This window comes from Rahnella sp. EDr1-12 (assembly GCF_049206505.1).
In the GTDB taxonomy this organism is placed as follows: domain Bacteria; phylum Pseudomonadota; class Gammaproteobacteria; order Enterobacterales; family Enterobacteriaceae; genus Rahnella; species Rahnella rivi.
In genome coordinates this window covers 1-21,250 of record NZ_JBLZNY010000002.1, presented here as the reverse complement: position 1 = coordinate 21,250, position 21,250 = coordinate 1, and the positions used below count along the sequence as shown (strand labels likewise).

22 protein-coding genes are annotated in these 21,250 nt (G+C 52.3%); 11 read left to right on the top strand and 11 right to left on the bottom strand.

Annotation, left to right across the window (positions count from 1 at the left end; genetic code table 11):
• The first annotated feature begins 35 nt into the window (after positions 1 to 35).
• Positions 36 to 194 carry a YqaE/Pmp3 family membrane protein gene (locus ACO0U8_RS09570; protein ID WP_072158030.1) on the top strand — a complete coding sequence of 53 codons (159 nt, stop codon included), beginning with the start codon at positions 36 to 38 and terminating at the stop codon, positions 192 to 194.
• A gap of 66 nt (positions 195 to 260) precedes the next feature.
• On the opposite strand, the gene ACO0U8_RS09565 is transcribed toward ACO0U8_RS09570, so the two are convergent.
• The 5 genes from ACO0U8_RS09565 to fliD all read right to left on the bottom strand — a co-directional run bounded on the left by ACO0U8_RS09565 (position 261) and on the right by fliD (position 3,856).
• Positions 261 to 437, bottom strand: coding sequence for a GhoT/OrtT family toxin (locus ACO0U8_RS09565; protein ID WP_013575783.1), 177 nt, complete (start codon positions 435 to 437; stop codon positions 261 to 263).
• A 142-nt stretch (positions 438 to 579) separates the two neighbouring features.
• Entirely contained in the window at positions 580 to 1,284 is a 705-nt protein-coding gene (locus ACO0U8_RS09560; protein ID WP_238485097.1) for a helix-turn-helix transcriptional regulator, read from the bottom strand.
• Between the two features lie 353 nt (positions 1,285 to 1,637).
• On the bottom strand, positions 1,638 to 2,000 hold the full coding sequence (fliT, locus tag ACO0U8_RS09555) for a flagella biosynthesis regulatory protein FliT (protein WP_122095064.1): 363 nt from the start codon (positions 1,998 to 2,000) through the stop codon (positions 1,638 to 1,640).
• Positions 1,975 to 2,412, bottom strand: a complete 438-nt coding sequence (gene fliS, locus ACO0U8_RS09550) for a flagellar export chaperone FliS (RefSeq protein ID WP_122095066.1) — start codon at positions 2,410 to 2,412, stop codon at positions 1,975 to 1,977. The genes fliT and fliS overlap by 26 nt, the downstream gene beginning before the upstream one ends.
• Positions 2,413 to 2,431: 19 nt before the next feature.
• Entirely contained in the window at positions 2,432 to 3,856 is a 1,425-nt protein-coding gene (gene fliD / locus ACO0U8_RS09545; protein ID WP_421670700.1) for a flagellar filament capping protein FliD, read from the bottom strand.
• Between the two features lie 253 nt (positions 3,857 to 4,109).
• Here fliD and ACO0U8_RS09540 point away from each other — a divergent pair, with 253 nt between their 5' ends.
• The 7 genes from ACO0U8_RS09540 to tcyN all read left to right on the top strand — a co-directional run bounded on the left by ACO0U8_RS09540 (position 4,110) and on the right by tcyN (position 10,789).
• A complete protein-coding gene (locus ACO0U8_RS09540; RefSeq protein WP_390972302.1) occupies positions 4,110 to 5,555 on the top strand; it encodes a flagellin in 1,446 nt (481 codons plus the stop codon).
• 290 nt (positions 5,556 to 5,845) lie between these two features.
• Positions 5,846 to 6,568: an RNA polymerase sigma factor FliA gene (locus ACO0U8_RS09535; protein WP_056769937.1), complete on the top strand. Its 723-nt coding sequence runs from the start codon at positions 5,846 to 5,848 to the stop codon at positions 6,566 to 6,568.
• A 54-nt stretch (positions 6,569 to 6,622) separates the two neighbouring features.
• Positions 6,623 to 7,129 carry a flagella biosynthesis regulatory protein FliZ gene (fliZ, locus tag ACO0U8_RS09530; protein WP_056769939.1) on the top strand — a complete coding sequence of 169 codons (507 nt, stop codon included), beginning with the start codon at positions 6,623 to 6,625 and terminating at the stop codon, positions 7,127 to 7,129.
• 177 nt (positions 7,130 to 7,306) lie between these two features.
• A complete protein-coding gene (locus ACO0U8_RS09525) occupies positions 7,307 to 8,317 on the top strand; it encodes a D-cysteine desulfhydrase (RefSeq protein ID WP_217203357.1) in 1,011 nt (336 codons plus the stop codon).
• A 176-nt stretch (positions 8,318 to 8,493) separates the two neighbouring features.
• The gene (tcyJ, locus tag ACO0U8_RS09520) at positions 8,494 to 9,294 is read left to right on the top strand and encodes a cystine ABC transporter substrate-binding protein (RefSeq protein WP_056769944.1); all 801 of its coding nucleotides are present in this window, start codon (positions 8,494 to 8,496) and stop codon (positions 9,292 to 9,294) included.
• Positions 9,295 to 9,371: 77 nt separating this feature from the next.
• On the top strand, positions 9,372 to 10,040 hold the full coding sequence (gene tcyL, locus ACO0U8_RS09515; protein WP_056769946.1) for a cystine ABC transporter permease: 669 nt from the start codon (positions 9,372 to 9,374) through the stop codon (positions 10,038 to 10,040).
• Positions 10,037 to 10,789 carry an L-cystine ABC transporter ATP-binding protein TcyN gene (gene tcyN / locus ACO0U8_RS09510; protein ID WP_056769950.1) on the top strand — a complete coding sequence of 251 codons (753 nt, stop codon included), beginning with the start codon at positions 10,037 to 10,039 and terminating at the stop codon, positions 10,787 to 10,789. The genes tcyL and tcyN overlap by 4 nt, the downstream gene beginning before the upstream one ends.
• Positions 10,790 to 11,203: 414 nt before the next feature.
• Here the strand turns inward: tcyN and ACO0U8_RS09505 are convergent, their stop codons facing one another.
• The 3 genes from ACO0U8_RS09505 to ACO0U8_RS09495 all read right to left on the bottom strand — a co-directional run bounded on the left by ACO0U8_RS09505 (position 11,204) and on the right by ACO0U8_RS09495 (position 16,947).
• On the bottom strand, positions 11,204 to 12,124 hold the full coding sequence (locus ACO0U8_RS09505) for a L,D-transpeptidase family protein (protein ID WP_056771888.1): 921 nt from the start codon (positions 12,122 to 12,124) through the stop codon (positions 11,204 to 11,206).
• Positions 12,125 to 12,484: 360 nt separating this feature from the next.
• Complete coding sequence (locus tag ACO0U8_RS09500; protein ID WP_136376982.1) at positions 12,485 to 14,602, bottom strand: TonB-dependent siderophore receptor; 2,118 nt, start codon at positions 14,600 to 14,602, stop codon at positions 12,485 to 12,487.
• A gap of 383 nt (positions 14,603 to 14,985) precedes the next feature.
• Positions 14,986 to 16,947 (bottom strand): glycoside hydrolase family 3 protein, encoded by a 1,962-nt coding sequence (locus ACO0U8_RS09495; RefSeq protein ID WP_421670699.1) that lies wholly within the window; start codon positions 16,945 to 16,947, stop codon positions 14,986 to 14,988.
• A gap of 257 nt (positions 16,948 to 17,204) precedes the next feature.
• On the opposite strand from ACO0U8_RS09495, the gene ACO0U8_RS09490 reads away from it, so the two are divergent.
• On the top strand, positions 17,205 to 17,492 hold the full coding sequence (locus ACO0U8_RS09490) for a Bor family protein (protein ID WP_056769956.1): 288 nt from the start codon (positions 17,205 to 17,207) through the stop codon (positions 17,490 to 17,492).
• A gap of 60 nt (positions 17,493 to 17,552) precedes the next feature.
• Here the strand turns inward: ACO0U8_RS09490 and ACO0U8_RS09485 are convergent, their stop codons facing one another.
• Both ACO0U8_RS09485 and ACO0U8_RS09480 read right to left on the bottom strand, forming a co-directional pair.
• Positions 17,553 to 18,071 (bottom strand): chromate transporter, encoded by a 519-nt coding sequence (locus tag ACO0U8_RS09485; protein WP_056769958.1) that lies wholly within the window; start codon positions 18,069 to 18,071, stop codon positions 17,553 to 17,555.
• A complete protein-coding gene (locus ACO0U8_RS09480) occupies positions 18,071 to 18,655 on the bottom strand; it encodes a chromate transporter (RefSeq protein WP_056769960.1) in 585 nt (194 codons plus the stop codon). The genes ACO0U8_RS09485 and ACO0U8_RS09480 overlap by 1 nt, the downstream gene beginning before the upstream one ends.
• 122 nt (positions 18,656 to 18,777) lie before the next feature.
• Here ACO0U8_RS09480 and ACO0U8_RS09475 point away from each other — a divergent pair, with 122 nt between their 5' ends.
• A complete protein-coding gene (locus tag ACO0U8_RS09475) occupies positions 18,778 to 19,695 on the top strand; it encodes a LysR family transcriptional regulator (protein ID WP_421670698.1) in 918 nt (305 codons plus the stop codon).
• Here ACO0U8_RS09475 and ACO0U8_RS09470 read toward each other — a convergent pair.
• Positions 19,692 to 20,045 (bottom strand): ArsR/SmtB family transcription factor, encoded by a 354-nt coding sequence (locus ACO0U8_RS09470; protein WP_056769964.1) that lies wholly within the window; start codon positions 20,043 to 20,045, stop codon positions 19,692 to 19,694. The two genes, ACO0U8_RS09475 and ACO0U8_RS09470, sit on opposite strands and share 4 nt — an antisense overlap.
• A 302-nt stretch (positions 20,046 to 20,347) precedes the next feature.
• Here ACO0U8_RS09470 and ACO0U8_RS09465 point away from each other — a divergent pair.
• Positions 20,348 to 21,250 (top strand): GTP-binding protein (locus tag ACO0U8_RS09465; protein WP_421670697.1); only part of this gene is annotated, 903 nt, incomplete at its 3' end.

Below are 21,250 nucleotides of genomic sequence, written 5' to 3'. Positions count from 1 at the left end.
TCATTAACATCATGATAACCAAAGGGAGATAAAAAATGGGATTCTGGAGAGTATTGATCACCATTCTGGTGCCGCCATTAGGAGTATTGATAGGTAACGGTTTCGGCGGGGCATTTCTGCTGAACATTTTACTGACTTTGCTGGGCTACTTCCCGGGTCTGATCCACGGTTTTTGGGTTCAGACGCGCAAATAACAGCACACAGATTCAAAAAGTATGTTTCTGAAAACCCGGTGAATGCCGGGTTTTCTTTTTGGAAGGTCAGAACAGAGAGAAGAGAAGTACCACCGGAAGGCTCATCGGCCAGGTAAATCCAATAATGCCGGATGTTAACAATCTGATCTTAATCGTATCGCGGCTCACCAGCAGGGTGAACAGCACGGCGATACCCAGCCCGCCCCAGTAAATCGTTTTAATCACTTCCCACCAAACATGCACAACCAACCCCTGACCATTCACAAAAAACCGGCGGGTATGGTAATCCGTTAACATCTGGTAATCAATTATTGTGTGATGTTACGCATGGATTTGCGTTGTGAGCATTTGACATCAATTGTTATTGAACATGACTTGTGCTGGATCAGTGAACTGACAAGGCGCGCAAATGCCCGCGGATGGCGGTAGGCGCGAAACCGAAACGTTTGCGAAAGCGTTCTGCAAAGCGTGAGCCGCTTTCATACCCGACCTGATGCGCGATGTGTGAAATCGCCAGATCCGTGCACTGCAACAGGCGCAGGGCATGCGTCATACGCACGTCTATCATCACATTGCGCAATACGCTGTTTTCCGCCGCCAGACGGCGTCGCAGCATCACCTCATTCATCATTAGCTGTTCCGCCACCTCTGCCGCTGTGAAGGTTTTATGCAGATTATTCACCAGCAATTCGCGCACCCGCTGGGTCACGCTTTCGCTGTGATGCAGGGAATAGCGCACACCGAGTTGTGACAGCCATAATAATTGCTCCAGCATCCGGTGGCGGGTGATCGGCGCAGGCAGGCCGTGGTGCCACAAAATGGCGTTATGGGTATCGGTGAAACTTTGTTTGAAGGCGCTGGGGACGTGGGGGATCACCTGCATATGATCGACGGTAATCAGTGGCGGTTTAAATGCCTGAGTGTGCAGGCCGGCATCGGCCAGCAGCGTCGGATCCCATGCCATGATGGCGCAGCTGAACGGGCCGTTATCGGATAACTGATGTTTCAGACCCAGCGTTTGCCCGCTGTTGAGCACCAGCATTTCACCTGTTTGCAGCGAAATTTCCTGATCCTGGTAAGTTATCGTCATACTTCCATTTTGAATCAGGAGTAATTGCGGTTTGTCGATATACACATCTTGAATAAAAAGTTCACTGTGCTGAATAAGCAACGAGGTCGATCCTATTCCTGGGGTGACTTTTATTTTACGTACCATGTTGATGATGCCCGAATATGACGACGACGGCGACCTGCTGTCTGTAATAAACAAACGTTGCGCGACTTTGTTACTAATACAAACCGGTCACCGGTTGAGGCGAAAGTCAGGGAAGGAGACAGAGAGAATTAGCCCTGGCAGCCGTGTGCTCTCTGCCTCTGAAACCTTAGTATGTACAAGAAATATTAGATAAAATAGAACAATATAAAATAAAACAAAAGTAATAATTATTGGCGATCGCCAAACGCGATCGAACGGAGATCTATCTTTCCGTAAGTCATATTCACTTGTTGTTGTCTTGTCGACTGTCCAATCAGCTCGGTCAGTTGATTCATCCGCGCTTGTAATAACGTTTTAATGGTATTTTCATTGTCCAGAATCTGACGCAAATATCGGCGTACTTCATACTGGATAACCATTGATGTGCTTTCTGATACCGGCAACGTGGTGGTCGCTTCCACGGCTTTCAGATAACTGACTTCGAGCTCGACCAGCTCATCCCATTTCTCTTCTTTCGCCAGCCGCAACATCTGCTCGCTTAAAGTCAGGATCAGTTGATATTCATTAACCAGATACTGATGTTGATCCATTATAGTGGTCCTGCGACGGGTGATAGTTTGGGCCGATTTGCCGCCAGGCATCGGCTATATTTTCAAGTAAGCCCAGCACTTCCGTGATGGCTTCTTGGTCGTTGTGTAAATTAGCGTGTAATAAACGACGAACCATATAGGAATAGAGCGCTTCCAGATTATCCACTAAATCAGGATCGCCTTTCTCACGGCTCATTCCGGCTTTCAGTCCGCTGTCGATAATATTAATGGCCTTGGAGAGCGCTTTGCCTTTATCGGCAATATTTCCCTGCTGCATAAAAATGCCGGCACGGATAAGGGCGCTGCGCGCCCCGTCAAATAACATCACCACTAACTGATGTGGGCTGGCACTCATTACGCCACTTTCTAAACCTACCTGTGCGTAGGCCTGGGTTCCTTTAGCGTTATACATAATTTTTCTTCCTTCCTTACTAGCTTGAACTGGACGTGGACATCGCATCGAACTGCTTGGTCAGATAATCGGCCGTGCTGTTGAGCTTCTGGATCGCAACGTCAAGCGCAGTGAACTGCGTTTTATAACGGGCAATGGTGGTGTTGATGCTGGTGTTCACTTTGTTGTACTGCTCAGTCAAACTTTTGAGCGTGGTATTAACCGCAGTTTTCGCATTCGCAATAGTTCCGGTATCTGAATCGAGATAGGAAACATTGAGATTATTAAGCTTTGTAATAACGCCTGTCGTTGTACCGTTGCCAAGCAGCATCGCTTTTACATCACTGGTGTTGTCAGATAACGCTTTATCAAGCTTAGTGCTGTCAACTTCAAGATTGCCTGTATCTGGATCGGTTGTGATACCAATACTTGAAAGTGAACTAATGCCGTTTGAATTGAATGCTGAGGAAACCGCTGATTTCAATTGAGTTTGGATAGTTCTCAAGGCGCTGTCACCCAACAAGGCGCCATTGCTGGTGTCCTGGGTTGCTGTATTACTGTCAACTGCGGTGTATTTTGTCAGATTAGAAAACGTTGTTTGCAGCGCATTATAGGCAGTAACAAACGCCTGAATCTTGGTGCTGGCGTCACTGGTATCTTTCTTAACGGTCAGGGTTGCGGCGCTATCAGTTGTTGCCAGCAAGTTCAGCGTGATGCCCTCTGGTGCATCGGTCACTGTGTTGCTTTGACGTTCCAGTGCAATCCCGTTAACACTGAGTTGAGCATTTTTGGCTTCAACGTTTTGAGTCATTCCGCCTGTGTTAGTCGCAGAGTCATACCCAATAAATTTATTGAGAGTGTCGTCGCCAGTTACGGCGATCGTCATTTTTGAATCTGTACCTGTATCGTCAGCAGAAACAATGAGCTGATAACTACCGTCGGATACTTTAAGGATACTGGCCGTGACCCCGGCATCAGCGCCATTAATGGCATCGCGCATGCCAGCCAGCGAGGTTTGATCATCAGTTAATGAAATTGTGACTGGTTTGCCATCACCCTGAGTGATAGAGAGGCTGCGCGTGCCATTAGTGGATGTACCGCCCAACGCAGTACTGGTGTCTTTCGCAGTACCTGAAACTAAGACCTGCGCCTGCGCCAGCGTGGTCACATTCACCGTATATTTGCCAGCCGCTGCCCCTGCAGCAGTAGTAGCGGTGAAAGCTGAAGAGTTGCTTGATGTGGCAGTCGTTGCCGCATAAACATCTGCACTGTTTAGCGCAGCGGTCGCATCAGCGAATGACTGCAGTGAACTTTGTAAAGTTCCATAAGCAGTTAGTTTTGCGCTATAGCTGGTTTGAGCGGTAGTGATTGGCGTCAGACGCGCTTTTTCTGCCGTGGTCATATTGTCCAGTAAGGTGGACAGATCCAGACCTGAGCCGATACCTAATGAAGATATAGTGGCCATATGTATCCTTTACGAGTTGTATAAGAGTCTTTAAGCCCTATCGGCACGACGGAGAAAAAGTTTAATGGATTACAACAAAAAGTAATGGCGTGAATAGCCGGTATAAGGAGGGGTAATTCTCAAAGTAAGAAATAGAGAAATTTTATGAAATATCTCTAAAGGTTGTGGGTGAAGCGCCGATACAAGTTTGGACGGTGATGAACGCCGTGGGCAATAAGCCCGAACCCTTAACCAGATTTGAAGGAATACACTCATGGCTCAAGTTATCAATACCAACACGCTGTCTCTGATGACTCAGAACAACATGAACAAATCCCAGTCCGCACTGAGCACCGCTATCGAGCGTCTGTCCTCCGGTCTGCGTATCAACAGCGCGAAAGACGATGCAGCGGGCCAGGCAATTGCTAACCGTTTCACTTCTAACATCAACGGTCTGACTCAGGCTTCACGTAACGCCAACGACGGTATCTCCGTTGCGCAGACCACTGAAGGCTCATTGAGCGAAATCAACAACAACTTACAACGTATTCGTGAGCTGTCTGTTCAGGCTGCTAACGGCACCAACTCTGATTCCGACCTGTCTTCAATCCAGGATGAAATCACTTCCCGTCTGGACGAAATTGACCGCGTATCTGGTCAGACTCAGTTCAACGGTGTGAAAGTACTGGCTTCAAACCAGACTATGTCCATTCAGGTTGGCTCGAATGATGGCGAAACTATCGACATCGATTTACAGAAAATTGACTCTAATACTTTGGGTCTGAACGGTCTGAATGTTCAAACTGCTAACGTATCAACCGGTAAGGCACTTACTACAGTTCCTACAAATGTCACGCTTGTTAATACAGGTTTAGCGACTGCAGCTACTGCAATTGATGCAACAGCAACAGCAACTGTCGTAAAAGCAGACGACGGCAGCTACTACGCGAAACTCGCTGCTTCAACTGATGCTACTAAAGATGGTTACTACTCTGTGACCATCAATAACAGCACTGGTGCTACTACTCTGGGTACTAAGATCACTGACCAGACATCAGTTAAATCTGATAATGTTGCCCAGACCGCTGTAACAGTTAACAAAGCTATTGACATGACTGATGCCTCTGTTACTGCAGTTTCCGGTGCAAAACTGTATCAAGTTACCAATGCAGCGGGTAATACAGCTTATGCAGTTAAAGGTACAGACAATAAACTCTACTCTGCTTCTGTTGATACTGCCGGTAAAGTAACTTTAGATAAAGTTAACTACACTGCGGCTGATGGTACTGCTGTAACAGGCGCTAACGTTACTCTGGGTGGTACTGATGGTCTGACTAAAGTTGTGACTGTAGGTACTGGCGAAGACACCAAAACTTACAAGGCAAGTGATCTGAGTACCGCAAATCTGCAAACTCAGACTTTGACCTCAATCAAAACGTCTACCACTGATCCGCTGGCTGCAATCGACAAAGCAATTAGCCAGGTCGATAATTTCCGTTCTTCACTGGGTGCGATTCAGAACCGTTTCGATTCTGCTATCACTAACCTGGCAAACACCACTACCAACCTGCAGTCTGCACAGAGCCGTATTCAGGATGCTGACTACGCGACTGAAGTTTCTGCCATGTCTAAAGCGCAGATCCTGCAACAGGCTGGTACTTCAGTGTTGTCTAAAGCTAACCAGGTTCCACAGTCCGTACTGTCCCTGCTGCAAGGCTAATTTTTCGGATAACCCGAAAAACACAGTCCAACCCCGCTTCGGCGGGGTTTTTTTTAACCAAAACTTACGATTATTCTGAATCCCTTCTTCGCGCCGGCTGGTATAATTTAGGATAATCTTTATGTTTAGATCACAAAATGAGCTATTGTGAGCGGCGTACAAAAGGGTGCCGCGAGGACAATGTTCGAGACATAATCAAAATAGCCGCGCTTTTTTGTCCTTATTCTGCCGATTGAACAGGGTTTCCACTGTCACAATGATACAGACCCTTAATTTTACAGGTTACGACAGTGAGCGATCTGTATACCGCCGACGGCGTGATAGACAAAAATTCTTTGTGGCAGCGCTATGTACCGCTGGTGCGCCATGAAGCCCTGCGTTTGCAGGTACGGCTTCCCGCCAGCGTAGAGCTTGATGATCTACTGCAAGCGGGGGGCATCGGCCTGTTAAATGCGGTTGAGCGTTTTGATGCAATGCAGGGTACGGCGTTTACCACTTACGCCGTCCAGCGAATTCGCGGAGCGATGCTCGATGAGCTGCGCAGCCGCGACTGGGTGCCGCGCAGCGTCAGACGCAATGCGCGTGAAGTCTCCCAGGCGATGCATCACGCAGAACAACGTTTAGGGCGACCACCGAGTGAAGGAGAGGTGGCGCAGGCGCTGGATATTCCCATCGAGGAATACCGGCAAATACTGATGGATACGAACAGCAGCCAGTTGTTTTCTTATGACGAGTGGCGTGAAGAGCACGGCGATTCAGCCGAGGCATTGATGGAAGGGCACGAAGAGGCCAACCCGTTACATCATCTGTTGGAGGGCAATTTACGCCACCGGGTGATGGAAGCTATCGATGCGTTACCAGAACGGGAAAAGTTAGTTCTTACGCTTTACTACCAGGAAGAGTTGAATTTAAAAGAGATCGGGGCAGTGCTGGAAGTCGGGGAATCCCGCGTAAGCCAGCTGCACAGTCAGGCGATTAAGCGATTGCGAACGCGCCTGGCTAACGACCACTGATCCGCTTTTTCCTGGCCGGTTATACATTTTATGTCCCTTATCAGGAATAAATTTATGCCAGCGGGAATCAAAACAAGGCCTTTAAGCCGTTATCTTAAAGATTTTAAACACAGTCAGACTCACTGCTCACAGTGCGCAAAAGAACTCGACAGGATGGCGCTGGTGTTTCGCGGGCAAATCATTAATAAAGAGGCCATCGCTAAGATGGACCAGCCTATTGATGATGACGTGTGGCAAAACCTGTCGCAAGAACTGACCGCTCTGTGTCGTTTTTGCAGTGAGATTAGCTGTAACAGCCATTCGTCGTATTTTGACATTATGGCGTTTAAGCAATATCTGTTTGAACAGACTGAAATGAATCACAGCACGGTGCGCGAATATGTTGTCCGCCTCCGCCGTCTGGATGACATCCTGTCTGCCAATAACTATCCTCTCGATAAACTGAAAGGGGACAGTATCCACCAGCGGATCATCAGTGATCTGCCGGTGGCGGCGCATGATAACTACCGTATTGCCTTGCGCAAATACGATCAGTATCTGGCCTGGCAGAAATCAGCCTGAGACTGTTCAGCACAGACTGACGAAGTCACACCACAAACAGGTTCCTCCGGGAGCCTGTTTTTTTGTCTACAGTTTGTATACATTCTTTATATACTTCATCATTACGCTCCTTTCATATCCTAATAATCCACATTTACGGTTTCGCTCAGCGATGCGGCTGCGCGTCAGGGGAACATTGTGCCTGCTAAAATTTCATTGCTTAAAAACCGGCTGGATGCCTTTGATCGTCTCGATTTACTGGGTAACAGCACGCCGCTGGAGAAATTACACCGCCTCTCAGAGCATCTGGGGCGCGATATTTACATCAAACGTGATGACGTCACGCCGCTGGCGATGGGCGGTAACAAGCTGAGAAAACTGGAATATCTGGTGGCCGATGCGCTGGCAGAAGGCGCAGATACGTTAGTCACCGCAGGCGCGATCCAGTCTAACCACGTTCGTCAGACCGCCGCCGTGGCGGCGAAGCTTGGCCTGAAATGCGTCGCGTTGCTGGAAAATCCTATCGGCACGCAAGAAGCTAACTATCTGACCAACGGCAACCGTCTGTTGCTGGATCTGTTTAACGTCGAAGTGGTGATGTGCGATGCGTTGCACGACCCGATGGCGCAGCTGGCAGAGCAGGCAGAGCGTCTGGAAGCTCAGGGTTTTCGTCCGTACATCGTGCCGGTGGGCGGCTCGAACGCGCTGGGTGCGCTCGGATATGTTCAGTGTGCGCTGGAAATCGCCGAGCAGTCCTCGGCCAGTTTTGTGGATTTCAGCGCCGTCGTGGTTGCTTCCGGCAGCGCCGGAACTCACGCGGGGCTGGCGGTCGCCCTCAGCCACCTGATGCCGGACACGGCACTGATTGGCGTTACAGTGTCACGTAAAGCGCATGAGCAACGTCCGAAAGTCGAGGCCATTGCGCGCGAAGTGGCCGCCCGTTTAGAGTTTGACGACACATCGCCAACGATTGTTTTATGGGATGAGTATTTTGCGCCGCGCTACGGTGAGCCTAATGACGCCGGGATGGCAGCGATCAAACTGCTGGCAGAACAGGAAGCGATGTTACTTGATCCGGTTTACACCGGCAAAGCGATGGCGGGGTTGCTCGACGGTATTGAGCGCGGATTGTTCCCGGACGAAGGCCCGATCCTGTTTATTCACACCGGCGGGGCTCCGGCACTCTTTGCTTATCACCCTTTTGTATAGGCATGACTTATCGTTGTGATGGGTGGAAAAGAGGGTGTTGATGGCTTAACGTGTGCTTATTCCATTTTGAGCTAAGATTATAGAATTATATTCCTGATAACTGTTGCGGCGGGTGCTACTGTGCGCAAATTCATTGGGTATATAACGTTTTATAATTAACTATAAATGAGGTGAATATGATTTTTTCTACACTGCGTCGTCGTTTACTTCTGGGTGCTGTCGCCGTCTCGCTGACTGCCGGTATGGTCAGCAACAGCTTCGCCGATGAAGGTTTACTGAAGAAAGTTAAAGAGCGCGGCACGCTGATCGTCGGGCTGGAAGGCACCTATCCTCCGTTCAGTTTTCAGGGTGAAGACGGCAAACTGACCGGTTTTGAAGTAGAATTTGCAGATGCGCTGGCGCAGCACATGGGCGTGAAAGCCAAGCTGCAACCGACCAAGTGGGACGGTATGCTGGCTTCCCTGGAATCTAAACGTATCGACGTGGCGATTAACCAGGTGACGATTTCCCCGGAGCGCCAGAAGAAATATGATTTCTCCACGCCGTACACTGTTTCCGGCATTCAGGCGCTGACCAAAAAAGGCAATGAGGCCAATTTTGCTAAACCTGAAGATCTGAAAGGTAAGAAAGTAGGCGTGGGTCTGGGCAGTAACTACGAGCAGTGGTTGCGTGAAAATGTTCAGGGCGTGGATATCCGTACCTATGATGATGACCCGACAAAATACCAGGATCTGCGTGTAGGCCGTATCGATGCCATTCTGGTGGACCGTCTGGCCGCGCTGGATCTGGTCAAGAAAACCGGCAATACCTTAGCCGTTGCGGGTGCGCCGTTCTCCCGTCTGGAAGCAGGCGTGGCGTTGCGTAAAAACAACCCGGAACTGCTAGCTGCGATTAACAAAGCCATTGCTGATATGCAGAAAGACGGCTCACTGACCAAAATTTCTGAAAAATGGTTCGGGGCTGACGTCACCAAATAATCGCTCACGATGACCGGGGCGGCACATCACGCCGCCCCGGATCCATTCAGAGCAAACATCCAGAAGGTCTTTATCGGATGCAAGAAAGTATTCAACTGGTGCTGGATTCAGCACCATTTTTATTGAAGGGCACCCTGTTTACGCTCCAGCTGAGTCTCGGCGGGATGATTTTCGGGTTATTACTGGGCTTTATGCTGGCGCTGATGCGCCTTTCGCGTTTCTGGCCGCTGTCATGGCTGTCACGTTTTTACGTGTCCGTGTTTCGTGGTACACCGCTTATCGCGCAACTGTTTATGATTTACTACGGCCTGCCGCAGTTTGGCATTGAGCTGGATCCCATTCCGGCTGCCATGATCGGCCTGTCGCTTAATACCGCGGCTTACACCTCTGAAACCCTGCGAGCGGCGATTTCGTCGATCGAAAAAGGGCAGTGGGAAGCTGCTGCCAGTATCGGCATGAACCCGTGGCAGACGCTGCGCCGCGTGATTTTACCGCAGGCCGCCCGCACCGCGCTGCCGCCGCTGGGCAACAGTTTTATCGGTCTGGTGAAAGACACCTCACTGGCGGCGACCATTCAGGTGCCGGAGCTATTCCGCCAGGCGCAACTGGTTACCTCGCGCACGCTGGAAGTGTTCACCATGTATCTGGCCGCCTCAATCATCTACTGGGTGCTGGCGACCGTATTATCCTTCCTGCAAAACCGTCTGGAAGACCGCGTTAACCGTCAGGATCAGGAGCCTTCATGAGTACTATTGACGTTAAGCAACTGACTAAGAAATTCAACGGCCAAACGGTATTGCACGGTATCGATTTGCAGGTCAACGCTGGCGAAGTTGTGGCGATTATTGGCCCAAGCGGTTCCGGTAAAACCACGTTGTTGCGCAGCATCAATTTGCTGGAAGAGCCGGACGGCGGCACCATCAAAGTGGGCAACATCGAAATTGATGGCAATAAGCCGATCAGCAAACAAAAAAACAAAGTCCGTGAACTGCGTCAGCAGGTCGGGTTTGTCTTCCAGAACTTCAATCTGTTCCCACACCGTTCCGTGATGGAAAACATCATTGAAGGGCCGGTCATCGTGAAGGGTGAACCGAAAGAGAAAGCGATAGCCGCCGCGCGCAAGCTGCTGGAGAAAGTCGGCCTGAGCGGCAAAGAGGATGCTTATCCGCGCCGTTTATCGGGCGGCCAGCAACAACGTGTGGCGATAGCCCGCGCACTGGCGATGGAGCCTGAAGTCATTTTGTTCGACGAACCGACCTCAGCCCTCGACCCGGAACTGGTTGGCGAAGTGCTCAACACAATCCGCGCCCTGGCGCTCGAGCACCGCACGATGGTGATCGTCACCCATGAAATGAGCTTTGCGCGAGACGTTGCTGATCGGGCGATCTTTATGGATCAGGGGAAGATCGTCGAGCAGGGGCCAGCGAAGGAGTTGTTTTCGAATCCGCAGCATGCGCGGACTAAGCAGTTTCTGGAGAAGTTTCTGGCACATTAAATTCAAGACCTTGGGCTGCCGCCCAAACCGGCCTCAAGGGTGGTCTGTCGCCACCACCCTTGAGAATCCCGGGCTCTTTAAAACACGTGCCATGCATCCCGGCTCCGTTTCAGAAACTCCCCCTATTGCCGCAAAATCCCGCCGCTGCGCGGTTCCCTCCGGTCGGGTTACAACCCGCGCAAAAAACCTCGCGGTTTTCCACCTCTTCCTGCGGCGTGATTTTTGAACGCGGCCAGAGGCTTTTAAGGTCACAACTTCACCTGCTCAGGATGAGAAAAGTAAACAGCTTGCCATCATTTCAAAATAACCCGGACAGCTCCGTCGTCTGCGAGGGGGAGGAGAAAAAATCCCCAAAAAAAAGCCCCGAAAATTTTCGGGGCTTTACAAATTCTCACACCACTCCAGGCCTTACGCTTAGTTGATTTGAACCGGCATCCCGGCACGCATCTCAATCGCACGCTGAACCACAGTCTGATTCACACTCGGATCCATCGCCACGGCATTTGAACTGCCCGTCAGGCTGATTGGAATCGGTTGCTGGGAATCAAATTCTTCCTGGTTGGAAGACAGCGGGTTATGGATTTCAACATAACGCTTGCCGTCTGGCTCAACCGTGGCTTTCACCGGCTCGTTGATGAACTGAACGCGGGTGCCCTGCGGCACGTTGTCGTACAGCCATTTGATGTCAGCATCACGCAGACGCACACAACCGTGGCTCACGCGCAGACCGATACCGAAGTTAGCGTTGGTGCCGTGAACGGCATACAGACGTCCCACGTACAGCGCGTAAAGACCCATCGGGTTGTCCGGGCCGGCAGGGAAGACGGCTGGCAGGAATTCGCCGCGTGCCGCGTATTCTTCATGCATTTTTGCCGTTGGTGTCCAGGTCGGACCGGCTTTTTTACGCTGAACAGTGGTCACCCAGTTAAGCGGGGTGTCTTTACCCAGTTCGCCGATACCGATTGGCAGAACAACGACGGTATTGGTGCCTTTCGGGTAGTAGTACAAACGCATTTCTGCGCTGTTGATGACAACACCTTCATGCGGCGTATCCGGCAGAATTAACTGCTGTGGGATCGTCAGCACAGTGCCAGGGGTTGGCAGGAACGGGTCAACGCCAGGGTTAGCTTCGAGCATGTTGCTCAAACCCATCTGGTATTGCGCTGCAAAATGTTCCAGAGGCAGGCTGCTGCCTTGTGGAACAGTGACCGTGATATTTTCACCGATCAGACGACCATTGTTCGCCGGAAGAGGATAAACCACAGCAAAAGATGCCTGGCTGTATGCAGCAACTGCCAAAACCAGGGTAACTATCGCGCGAATGCTCATTTTCATATTTTCGTTGGTCGTTAATGCCACACTGGCAGTTGTTGTCAGGATGTTGATTTCCCCCCGGCCTGCTTTCAACCGGAGGAACAGTGTACGTTCACAGGCACTTTAATGAGACTCAGTATGTGTAACGAATCACATTTCAGGGTCGCTAATTATAAGGATTTATTTCAAACAGGCCAAAGCTTTCTCACGCTGTTGGAAAAGTTCCCTGCGTCGAAGGCATTTTTTGTGGAACTTCACACAATTCCTTCACAATTAAGCCGTTCTGCGTGGTCAGATACGCCTGCCCGGTCTGTTGTGGCAGGCGATTTCAGGGCATAAAAAAACCCTGATTTCTCAGGGTTCTTTCAACACGTTTAGCTATCAGAAATCATAACCCACGGTCGCGACCACGGTACGTTCCTGACCCCAGTAGCAATAGCTGGTGCCGTAACAGGCAGCGACGTATTTCTTATCGAACAGGTTATTGGCGTTCAGCTGCACGAATGCGCCTTTCAGCTGCGGATTAAACTGCACCAGATTCATACGCAGTGATGCATCGACCAGCGTCGCGGAAGGCATGTGACGGGTGTTTTCGTTATCCGCCCATTGTGTGCCGATGTAACGCACACCCGCGCCCAGATCCACACCGACCGGCGTATTGTACTGACCCCAGATCGATGCCATCTGTTTTGGCGTCACGTATGGCGTGTTGCCGTTATTCTGGCTGGCATCGCGAATACGCACTTTATTGTAGGTATAACCGGCCATCACGTTGAAGCGCTCGGTCACCTGTTTCTTGGCTTCCAGCTCCAGACCCTGTGAACGGATCTTACCCGCAGGTTCATAATAGCTGCCGACCACTACGCGGTTACCCACGTCATCCTGCGTCAGGTCATACAGTGCCGCGCTGTACATATCGGAAGTGCCGACCGGCTGATATTTGATCCCCGCTTCGTACTGCTCACTCTGCATCGGTTTGAGCAGCGTGCCATCAGAGCCTGGCAGGGCCGATGGTGTCATCGCCTGGCTGTAGCTGACGTAAGGGGAAATCCCGCTGTCAAAGGCATACAACAGGGAAGCGCGGCTGTTGAAGTGGCTGTCTTTACGCTCGCTGCTGCTTTCTTTGCCATAGATACTTTCGTAGCTGCGGCTGTCGGTTTTCAGTGTGTCGTAACGGCCGGACAGGGTCAGGAACCACTTGTTCCAGTTCATTTCGTCCTGCAGATAGGTGCCCATCTGCTCGTAACGGTTTTTGCCGCGAGAAAGGCTGTAATAGTCCAGCGCATCGCTGCCAACACCGGTGTACGGGTTGAGCGTGCCTGCGATGGCGCCGTCAGATTTCAGATCATTGACGAAGTGAGAATAGTCGAAGCCCAGCACCACTTTGTGCGCCAGTTCGCCGGTGGCGAAATCGGCTTCAAGCTGGTTATCAATCGCGAAGGTATCCAGAGAGGATTTCTCACCGGAATAGTAGCGGTTCATCAACGTGCGGTCTGCGTTCCAGCCAGCCTGATACACCTGATCCAGCTCGGTATTGGAATGGGTGTAGTTGGCGTTCTGGCGGAAGGACCAGACGTCGTTAAACGCATGCTGGAATTCGTAGCTGTAGATCTGCTCCCAGCGTTTGAACTGGTTACGATCCGTTTCGCCGTCGAAGAATCCACGGCTCAGTTTCTGGCCATACAGGCTGCCGTCGGCAGGAACCGCGGCGTGATAACCGCCGGACGGATCTTTTTGCAGGTAGGCGCGCAGTAACAGGGAGGTATTTTCATCCGGCTGCCACATCAGCTGCGGGGAGATCGCATAACGCTCTTCGCGCTGGTGATCATACTGCGTATCACTGCTGCGGGTCATGCCGGTCAGACGAAATGCCCACTGGTCGTTGATCGCATTGGTGTAATCGAACGCACCGCCTTTGGTGTTTTGCGTCCCGCCGGACAGACGGAAATGGCCTTCTTCCGCGAACTGCGGACGCTTGGTGGTTTCAACCACGACGCCACCGGGAATGCTCTGGCCGTAAAGGGCAGAGGACGGCCCTTTCACCACATCAATACGTTCGAGGAACCACGGATCCACCTGAATGGAGTTATAGCTTGCGCCATCGCTCAGAATACGCAGGCCATCGAGGAATGTGTTGTTGACGTCACCACCGTGGAAGCCACGCAGGGAAATGGTGTCATAACGCGTTGCGCCGCCCGCAAAGTTGGTGAACACGCCTGGCGTATAGTTCAGCGCGGCATTGACGGTGGTGGCGTTCTGGTCGTCCATTTGCTGGCGGGTTACGACGGACACGGCCTGACCTGTGGTGATCAGTGGCTGATCGGTTTTGGTCGCACTTTTAGACGTTTTCGCGCTGTAACCCTGCGTCGGTGCATCTGCGGTATCAGCCTGAGAGGCTTTGATGACCACGGTATCTTCGGCGGCCAAAGAGGAAGCCGGAACAGCGACGGCCATGGCGCACAAAAGCACCGAGCGTTTGAGGGGAAAAGCCAACAACATATTAATAGTCCCTATAAATAACCCGATTAATAATCGAGTAATTAATTGATGCGTGTGTAAATAAGCCCAGAAGCCAACAGCGTTCCGCACGAAAGCCCGTCCTGAATAAGGCGGGTGATAACGAAAACGAGACGAATGTTAAACTTAATGATAATTGTTATCATTATTATTTTACAAATTCAAGGGAACTTTACGACAAAAGTGTGAAGTGACGCATTTTTATCCGCATGAATCTGATGGTTTTTATGGTTTTGAGGCGGGAAATTCAGGGCAGGGAAGACGAGGTGGTGGCCGGGCAGGTGGTGGGTGAATGGCAATGTGTCAGACAAACCCGCTGAAGAGTGCCCCGCCAAAAGACGGGACATTCTTAAGGGACCAGCAGATTAACGTGCCAGCCCGAAGCCAATATCAAACAGCGGGTTTTCGCTGTCGTGCGGCATATCTGATTTTTGTCTGAGCACGGCATCCATGGAGGACGGCAGTTCGAACGGCAGTTTGCCGGTATAGGCTTCGGTGCTGGTCAGGCGGGTAAACAGCACCGCATCGCTGACACCAAAGTTGCCGATAATGGCTTTCGCTTTGTCATTCACGTTGGTGAGAATGGCGGGGCGATCGAGATAAACGGTCACCACTGTCGGCACCGCGTTGCTGGCTTTCACAATCGCCTGATAATCCGCATTGTCATCAGTAAAGGCCAGTGAGCCTTCATGATGACGTTTGCCAAAGAACCAGGCTTTGTGCGGTTGTTCATACGGCGCATGAGCGCGGATCAGCGCAATATCTGCTTTTTCCGGCGTATCCACCACGGTGAAACCGGCGGCTTTTGCGGCCTGTGGTGCGATGCCGTACAGCCAGATTTTCTGGCCCTTCTTCAGCGGCAATGTGTCACCGGTGTTTTGCAGTAACACCAGAGAATGCCCTTGCGCTGAATCTGCTTCTTTCTGCCAGTCGGCACGACCCACGGTTTGCACGGCTTTTTGCACATCGACGTACGGATTTTCAAATAAGCCAGTGCGGAATTTCTGTTCAAGAATACGCACGACAGACTCATCAAGGCGCTGTTCTGTCAGTTGCTTTTCATTCACCGCGTTAACCAGCAGCTGTGAATCGGTCACGCCGCCAAACTGATCGACACCTGCCAGCACCGCTTTTACGAAACGCTGTTGCGGTGTCTGGGTTTCAACGCCCCAGGACATGCCGCCCGGCACTGGGTCTTTGCCTTGCGGTGAGCCGTTCAGACATTCGCCTTCGCAATTATTGGTGATCAGCCAGTCGCTCAGCACCACGCCTTTAAAGCCGTACTGCCCGCGCAAAATATCGGTGAGCAACTGATGGCTGAACCCCGCACCGACCTGTTCAAGCGGTTTGCCTTCAAGGGAAACATCTTTCAGGATCGAATAAGTCGGCATGACGCTGGCGACATTGGCTTCAAATGCGCCGGTGAACGGATAAATATGCTCTTTCAGATTGTTGCCGGGAAAGACGGCATTTTTGCCATAAACGTTGTGGCTGTCGTAGCCGTTTTCCGCCGCGCCGTAGCCGACCCAGTGTTTCACAACCGAAATCACGCTGCCCTGATTCAGACCGTCGGCGCCGTTTTGCATGCCTTCCACGTAGCCGCGCACCATGTTGTGAACGCGGGTCGGATCTTCGCCAAAGGTGCCGCTGATGCGCGCCCAGCGCGGCTCGGTTGCCAGATCGGCCTGCGGCGAGAGCGCTTCACGAATACCGACGGCCAGATATTCCTGACGCACGATATCGGCATAGCGGCGGGTGACTTTCTCGTTGCCAATGGCCGCCAGCCCTAAGGTTTCCGGCCACTGGGTGAATTTGCCGGAAGAGGTGCTGGCGCCAATCAGATACTCAAAAGAATTACGCGGATCGCTGCTGATGGTGACCGGAATACCGAGCCGCGTCTTTTCGGCAATCTGCTGTAATTTATTGTTCTCTTCCGCCATTACCGCCGGGTCTTCCGCTGAAAGCCGGGTGATCAGGCTGTTCACCCTGGCACCGGAAATCATTTTCTCCGCTGCCGCCATATCATAATGCGTGCCTGCGCCGATCGGGCTGTTGGCCGTCGGTGCCGATCCGTGCATCATCACGCCAGCTTTTTCCTGCAGCGTCATACGCTTTACCAGATCCGCAGCGCGTTCTTCAGGGGTCAGCCGCCAGTCTTCGTAAGGTTCCAGTTTCCCGGAACGGTTAAGGTCTTTGAACGGCAAGCCGTCAACGGTCAGCAGGGTGACTTCACGCTGGCTGAGTTCGGGCGGGGTATCGTTGGCGGAGGCGGCAGCAGTAGAAAGCAGAAGGGCAGAAATGGCAATGCTCAGAGGTGTCGTTTTCATTATCATCCTTAACGATTGATATATATAGAAACTCAATAAATCATCAATACGCTATATATTGGAAAGATGCTGAGATCGGGTTCGCAATTAAAAAACCACAATAAATGCACTGTTTTCAGTCTTTAGCCTAAATTTTTCCGTCAGTCTTCCGATAACACCCTTGAATCTGCTGATCCCGCCCGTTTTTTACAGGGCGTACCGGCAGACTGATATACGATACGTATTGACCATTAGGGTCTTCTATTAAAGGGATTGTCATGAAAAAGGTTATTCTTGCGGCGGCCGTTGCCGTTCTGTTATCCGGCTGTGCACAGCAAACTTTCAACATGGGTCAGGGTATTGCCACTGCGCCTAAGCAAGTGACCACACATCACTTCTTCGTCAGCGGTATTGGTCAGAAGAAATCCATTGATGCAGCGAAAGTCTGCGGTGGTGCGGATAAAGTGGTTCGCGTTGAAACCCAACAAACTTTCGTCAACGGCCTGCTGGGGCTGGTGACTTTTGGTATTTATACCCCGCGTGAAGCCCGCGTATTCTGTTCTTAATTCGCGCGGGTACACCCCATCAAGGCTGCCCTGTTGCAGCCTTTTTAATGGAAAGAACCGTTAACCCAATACCAGCCCCAGCAACGCACCGGCGGCCAGTACCCAGAGGGGGTGGATGCGTTTATTCATCGCCAGCAGGGTACACACCACGATAATGCCGCCCATCAGGGCGGTGGTGGCGGACGCTTCGGCGATCAGCAATCCGCTCGACACCACCAGCCCGACGGTGACCGGCACCAGCCCGCGCTGGATCACCTGCCGCCATGGCCGGTCTTTGTAGCGTTTCCACCCGCCCATCACGATAAGCGTGACGATGGATGACGGGCCGAACTTCGCCAGAGATGACACCAGCAGCCCGGACCAACCCGCCACCTGCCAGCCGATCAGCGGTACGATCATCATATTCGGCCCGGGTGCTGCCTGCGCCAGGGCGAACAGGGCGCTAAACTCCTGCGCGCTCATCCAGTGATGTACATCGACCACTGCACGCTGCATTTCCGGCAAAATAGTGTTCCCGCCGCCGAAGGCCAGCAGGGAAAGTTCAGTGAACAACAGGGCCAGCGAGAATAAAACCGTCATCAGAATTTCCCTTTTGCGCAGATGAAGATACTGACCGGTGCCAGCACCAGCATGACCGGCAGCATCGGTATACGAAACAGCGCGATGGCCACTACGCCTGCCGCGACCAGCGCCAGTTGCAGCCATTTTCCGCGCAGCGGAGCCAGCATTTTTATGCCGGTTGAGAGCAGTAAACCCGCTGCTGCTGCCGCCATTCCGGCAAAAAGATGCTCCACCAGCGGTTCATTCTGATAGCGTGCGTAAATCAGGCCGAGCAATACCACGCAAAGGGTCGGCGCCAGAATCAGCCCCAGAATGGCCGAGAGCGCACCGCGCAGGCCACGAAACTCCATCCCCAGCGCAACGGACAAATTGATGATATTGCCGCCCGGCAGAAACTGACACAGCCCGAGCAACTCGGTGAACTGATCGGCAGTCAGCCAGCGGCGTTTATCCACCAGCATGTGTCGTGCCATTGGCAGAACGCCGCCAAACCCGGTCAGCCCGAGGACGAAAAAGCCCATAAACAGTTGTCCGCAATCGGGTTGCGGTGCGGTGTGTTCTTCCAGATCGAGCATGATTTTTTCCTGTGAACAGTCGGCCATTGCTGCACTCTCCCTAAATGTAATTCAATGATGCCAAAGGCGTAAATTCTGTTGAGGATCATGCGCGCCAACGTGCCATGATGTCTAATGCCTATAATAGTGAATACCGATACCTGGAGAGTATGGCAATGATTGAGCTGAAACGTCTGAATGCCTTCGTGAGCGTTGTCGAGGCGGGGAGCATTACCCGCGCCGCAGAATTGCTTTTTATCCAGCAACCCCCGCTGACCCGTCTGTTGCAGGGGCTGGAGCAGGATTTCGGCGTGGCCTTGTTACAGCGTTTGCCGCGCGGGGTGATCCCTACCGAGGCCGGTGAAGTGTTGCTGAACGAAGCCCGAGCTGTGCTGGCGCGGGCTGACCAGTTGAGCGCTGCGATGCAACGCGCGGCGCTGGGCGAACAGGGGCGCATCCGCATCGGGTTCACCAGCTCTGCTGCCCTGCATACCTTTGTGCCCGCGCTGCTGCGCCGGTATCGCGAAATTTACCCGTCGGTCAGCACCCTGCTTGAGGAAAATGGCAGCGGTGAGCTGCTGGCGGGCGTGGTGGCCGGGCAGCTTGACGTCGCTTTTGTGCGCATGCGCGTAAAAGATATGCCGGAATTAGAGATGGAAAAAGTGCTGGAAGAACCGATGTGGGTGGCAGTTCCGGCGGGGCACCGGCTGGCCTCTCAGCCGGGCGATCAGCCTTTAAAACTGGAAGAACTGAGTAACGAGCCTTTTGTGCTGTACCGGCGGCGCGCCGGGCAGGGGCTGTACGATGCAATACTGGCGGCGTATGTCCGCGCCGGTTTCAGCCCGCACATTGTGCAGGAAGCGCCACGGCTGACGTCGTGTCTGAGTCTGGTGGGCGCAGGGCTGGGCATTTCGATTGTGCCCGCTTCGATGACCCGCCTCGGTGGCGACGGCGTGGTGTTTCTGCCTCTCGATGCCACCACAAAACTCAGCGCACCGCTTTATCTCGCCCGGCGTGAGGACAGCCACGGATCGTCTATCATTAATACGTTCTGTTCGCTGGTGAAATCACAACTGGCGGAAAATTAAAGGTGTTGCTCGGAGATATGTTTCTGGGTGGATTCCAGCGTAATGCCGTCGGATTCGATGGCGTTAAGCAGGGAATCGAGCAGGCCGGGGAAGCGGGCGTCCAGATCGTCGCGGCGCAGTGAAAGCAAGTTGGCGCGGCCATCCGGGCGTTGCCAGATCACGCCGCTGTCACGCAATACGCGCCAGTGGTGAGTCAGCGTCGATTTCGACAGCCCCTGCAATAATGTTCCGCACGGATGTTCGCCGCCTTTTGCCAGCGTGCGCACCACGGCCAGACGTAACGGATTACCCAGCGCAGTCAGGACATTTTCGAGGCGGATCTGCTCGCGTTCGGGGTGATTGGCTATCATCGGACTATCCTCTTTACCCTTCATACTTCAGGTTGCAGATGCGTTTGCCGCCTTCCTGCAACCAGAATTATTTTGGCTAAAATTTTAAATTATCAGCGGCCGCGCAATATAGCCTATCCCTCAACTGCTGTACAACGTGACGGCCTGCGACCAATTTCATTGATAGACTAAATTAATTGTACGAATATACACGTACAATTGTAGTATACTCTCCGCATTAAGAATTTAAGTACCCAATACTTTGTGACGGGACGTGAAAACCACTCCCCGCCAACTTAGCCATCAACCAGTAAGGACGTTATATGGCTCGCAAAACGCCAATCGAGCGCTACCGCAATATCGGTATCTCAGCACACATCGACGCAGGTAAAACCACCACCACCGAGCGTATTCTTTTCTATACCGGCATGAATCATAAGCTGGGAGAAGTGCATGACGGCGGTGCGACCACAGACTGGATGGCTCAGGAACAGGAGCGCGGCATCACCATTACCTCCGCCGCGGTGACCTGTTTCTGGCGCGGGATGGATCACTCGTTCGATGAGCATCGTATTAATATTATCGACACACCGGGGCACGTGGATTTCACCATTGAAGTGGAACGTTCCATGCGCGTTCTCGACGGCGCGGTGATGGTGTATGACGCCGTCGGCGGCGTGCAGCCTCAGTCTGAAACCGTGTGGCGTCAGGCGAATAAATACAAAGTGCCGCGCCTGGCCTTTGTGAACAAAATGGACCGTCAGGGTGCAGATTTCTTCCGCGTTCGCCAGATGATGGTGGACCGCCTGAAAGCCAATCCGATCCCGATCGTTATCCCGATCGGCAGCGAAGAGCATTTCACGGGCGTGGTGGATTTACGCAAAATGCGCGCCATTTTGTGGGATGACGAAACGCAGGGCATGACCTTCAGTTATGCACCGATCCCGGCGGAGTTACAGGCGCTGGCGGAAGAGTGGCGCGAGAAAATGGTGTCGGCAGCGGCAGAAGCCAATGACGCGCTGATGGATAAATATCTCGAAGAAGGCGCGCTCACCGAGGATGAGATCACCGAAGGTCTGCGCCTGCGTACCATCGCCGGTGAAATCCAGCCAATGCTGTGCGGCAGCGCGTTCAAGAATAAAGGCGTGCAGCGCATGCTCGACGCCGTGATCGAACTGATGCCTTCGCCGCTGGATATTCCGCCGATCGCGGGGACTGACGAAGAC

Excerpts from the sequence above, each read along its gene's own strand:
- ACO0U8_RS09570 (WP_072158030.1), top strand. The coding sequence starts at position 36 with ATGGGATTCTGGAGAGTATTGATCACCATTCTGGTGCCGCCATTAGGA.
- ACO0U8_RS09560 (WP_238485097.1), bottom strand. The coding sequence starts at position 1,284 with ATGACGATAACTTACCAGGATCAGGAAATTTCGCTGCAAACAGGTGAA.
- fliT (WP_122095064.1), bottom strand. The coding sequence starts at position 2,000 with ATGGATCAACATCAGTATCTGGTTAATGAATATCAACTGATCCTGACT.
- fliS (WP_122095066.1), bottom strand. The coding sequence starts at position 2,412 with ATGTATAACGCTAAAGGAACCCAGGCCTACGCACAGGTAGGTTTAGAA.
- fliD (WP_421670700.1), bottom strand. The coding sequence starts at position 3,856 with ATGGCCACTATATCTTCATTAGGTATCGGCTCAGGTCTGGATCTGTCC.
- ACO0U8_RS09540 (WP_390972302.1), top strand. The coding sequence starts at position 4,110 with ATGGCTCAAGTTATCAATACCAACACGCTGTCTCTGATGACTCAGAAC.
- fliZ (WP_056769939.1), top strand. The coding sequence starts at position 6,623 with ATGCCAGCGGGAATCAAAACAAGGCCTTTAAGCCGTTATCTTAAAGAT.
- tcyJ (WP_056769944.1), top strand. The coding sequence starts at position 8,494 with ATGATTTTTTCTACACTGCGTCGTCGTTTACTTCTGGGTGCTGTCGCC.
- tcyL (WP_056769946.1), top strand. The coding sequence starts at position 9,372 with ATGCAAGAAAGTATTCAACTGGTGCTGGATTCAGCACCATTTTTATTG.
- tcyN (WP_056769950.1), top strand. The coding sequence starts at position 10,037 with ATGAGTACTATTGACGTTAAGCAACTGACTAAGAAATTCAACGGCCAA.
- ACO0U8_RS09505 (WP_056771888.1), bottom strand. The coding sequence starts at position 12,124 with ATGAAAATGAGCATTCGCGCGATAGTTACCCTGGTTTTGGCAGTTGCT.
- ACO0U8_RS09500 (WP_136376982.1), bottom strand. The coding sequence starts at position 14,602 with ATGTTGTTGGCTTTTCCCCTCAAACGCTCGGTGCTTTTGTGCGCCATG.
- ACO0U8_RS09495 (WP_421670699.1), bottom strand. The coding sequence starts at position 16,947 with ATGAAAACGACACCTCTGAGCATTGCCATTTCTGCCCTTCTGCTTTCT.
- ACO0U8_RS09490 (WP_056769956.1), top strand. The coding sequence starts at position 17,205 with ATGAAAAAGGTTATTCTTGCGGCGGCCGTTGCCGTTCTGTTATCCGGC.
- ACO0U8_RS09485 (WP_056769958.1), bottom strand. The coding sequence starts at position 18,071 with ATGACGGTTTTATTCTCGCTGGCCCTGTTGTTCACTGAACTTTCCCTG.
- ACO0U8_RS09480 (WP_056769960.1), bottom strand. The coding sequence starts at position 18,655 with ATGGCCGACTGTTCACAGGAAAAAATCATGCTCGATCTGGAAGAACAC.
- ACO0U8_RS09475 (WP_421670698.1), top strand. The coding sequence starts at position 18,778 with ATGGCAATGATTGAGCTGAAACGTCTGAATGCCTTCGTGAGCGTTGTC.
- ACO0U8_RS09470 (WP_056769964.1), bottom strand. The coding sequence starts at position 20,045 with ATGATAGCCAATCACCCCGAACGCGAGCAGATCCGCCTCGAAAATGTC.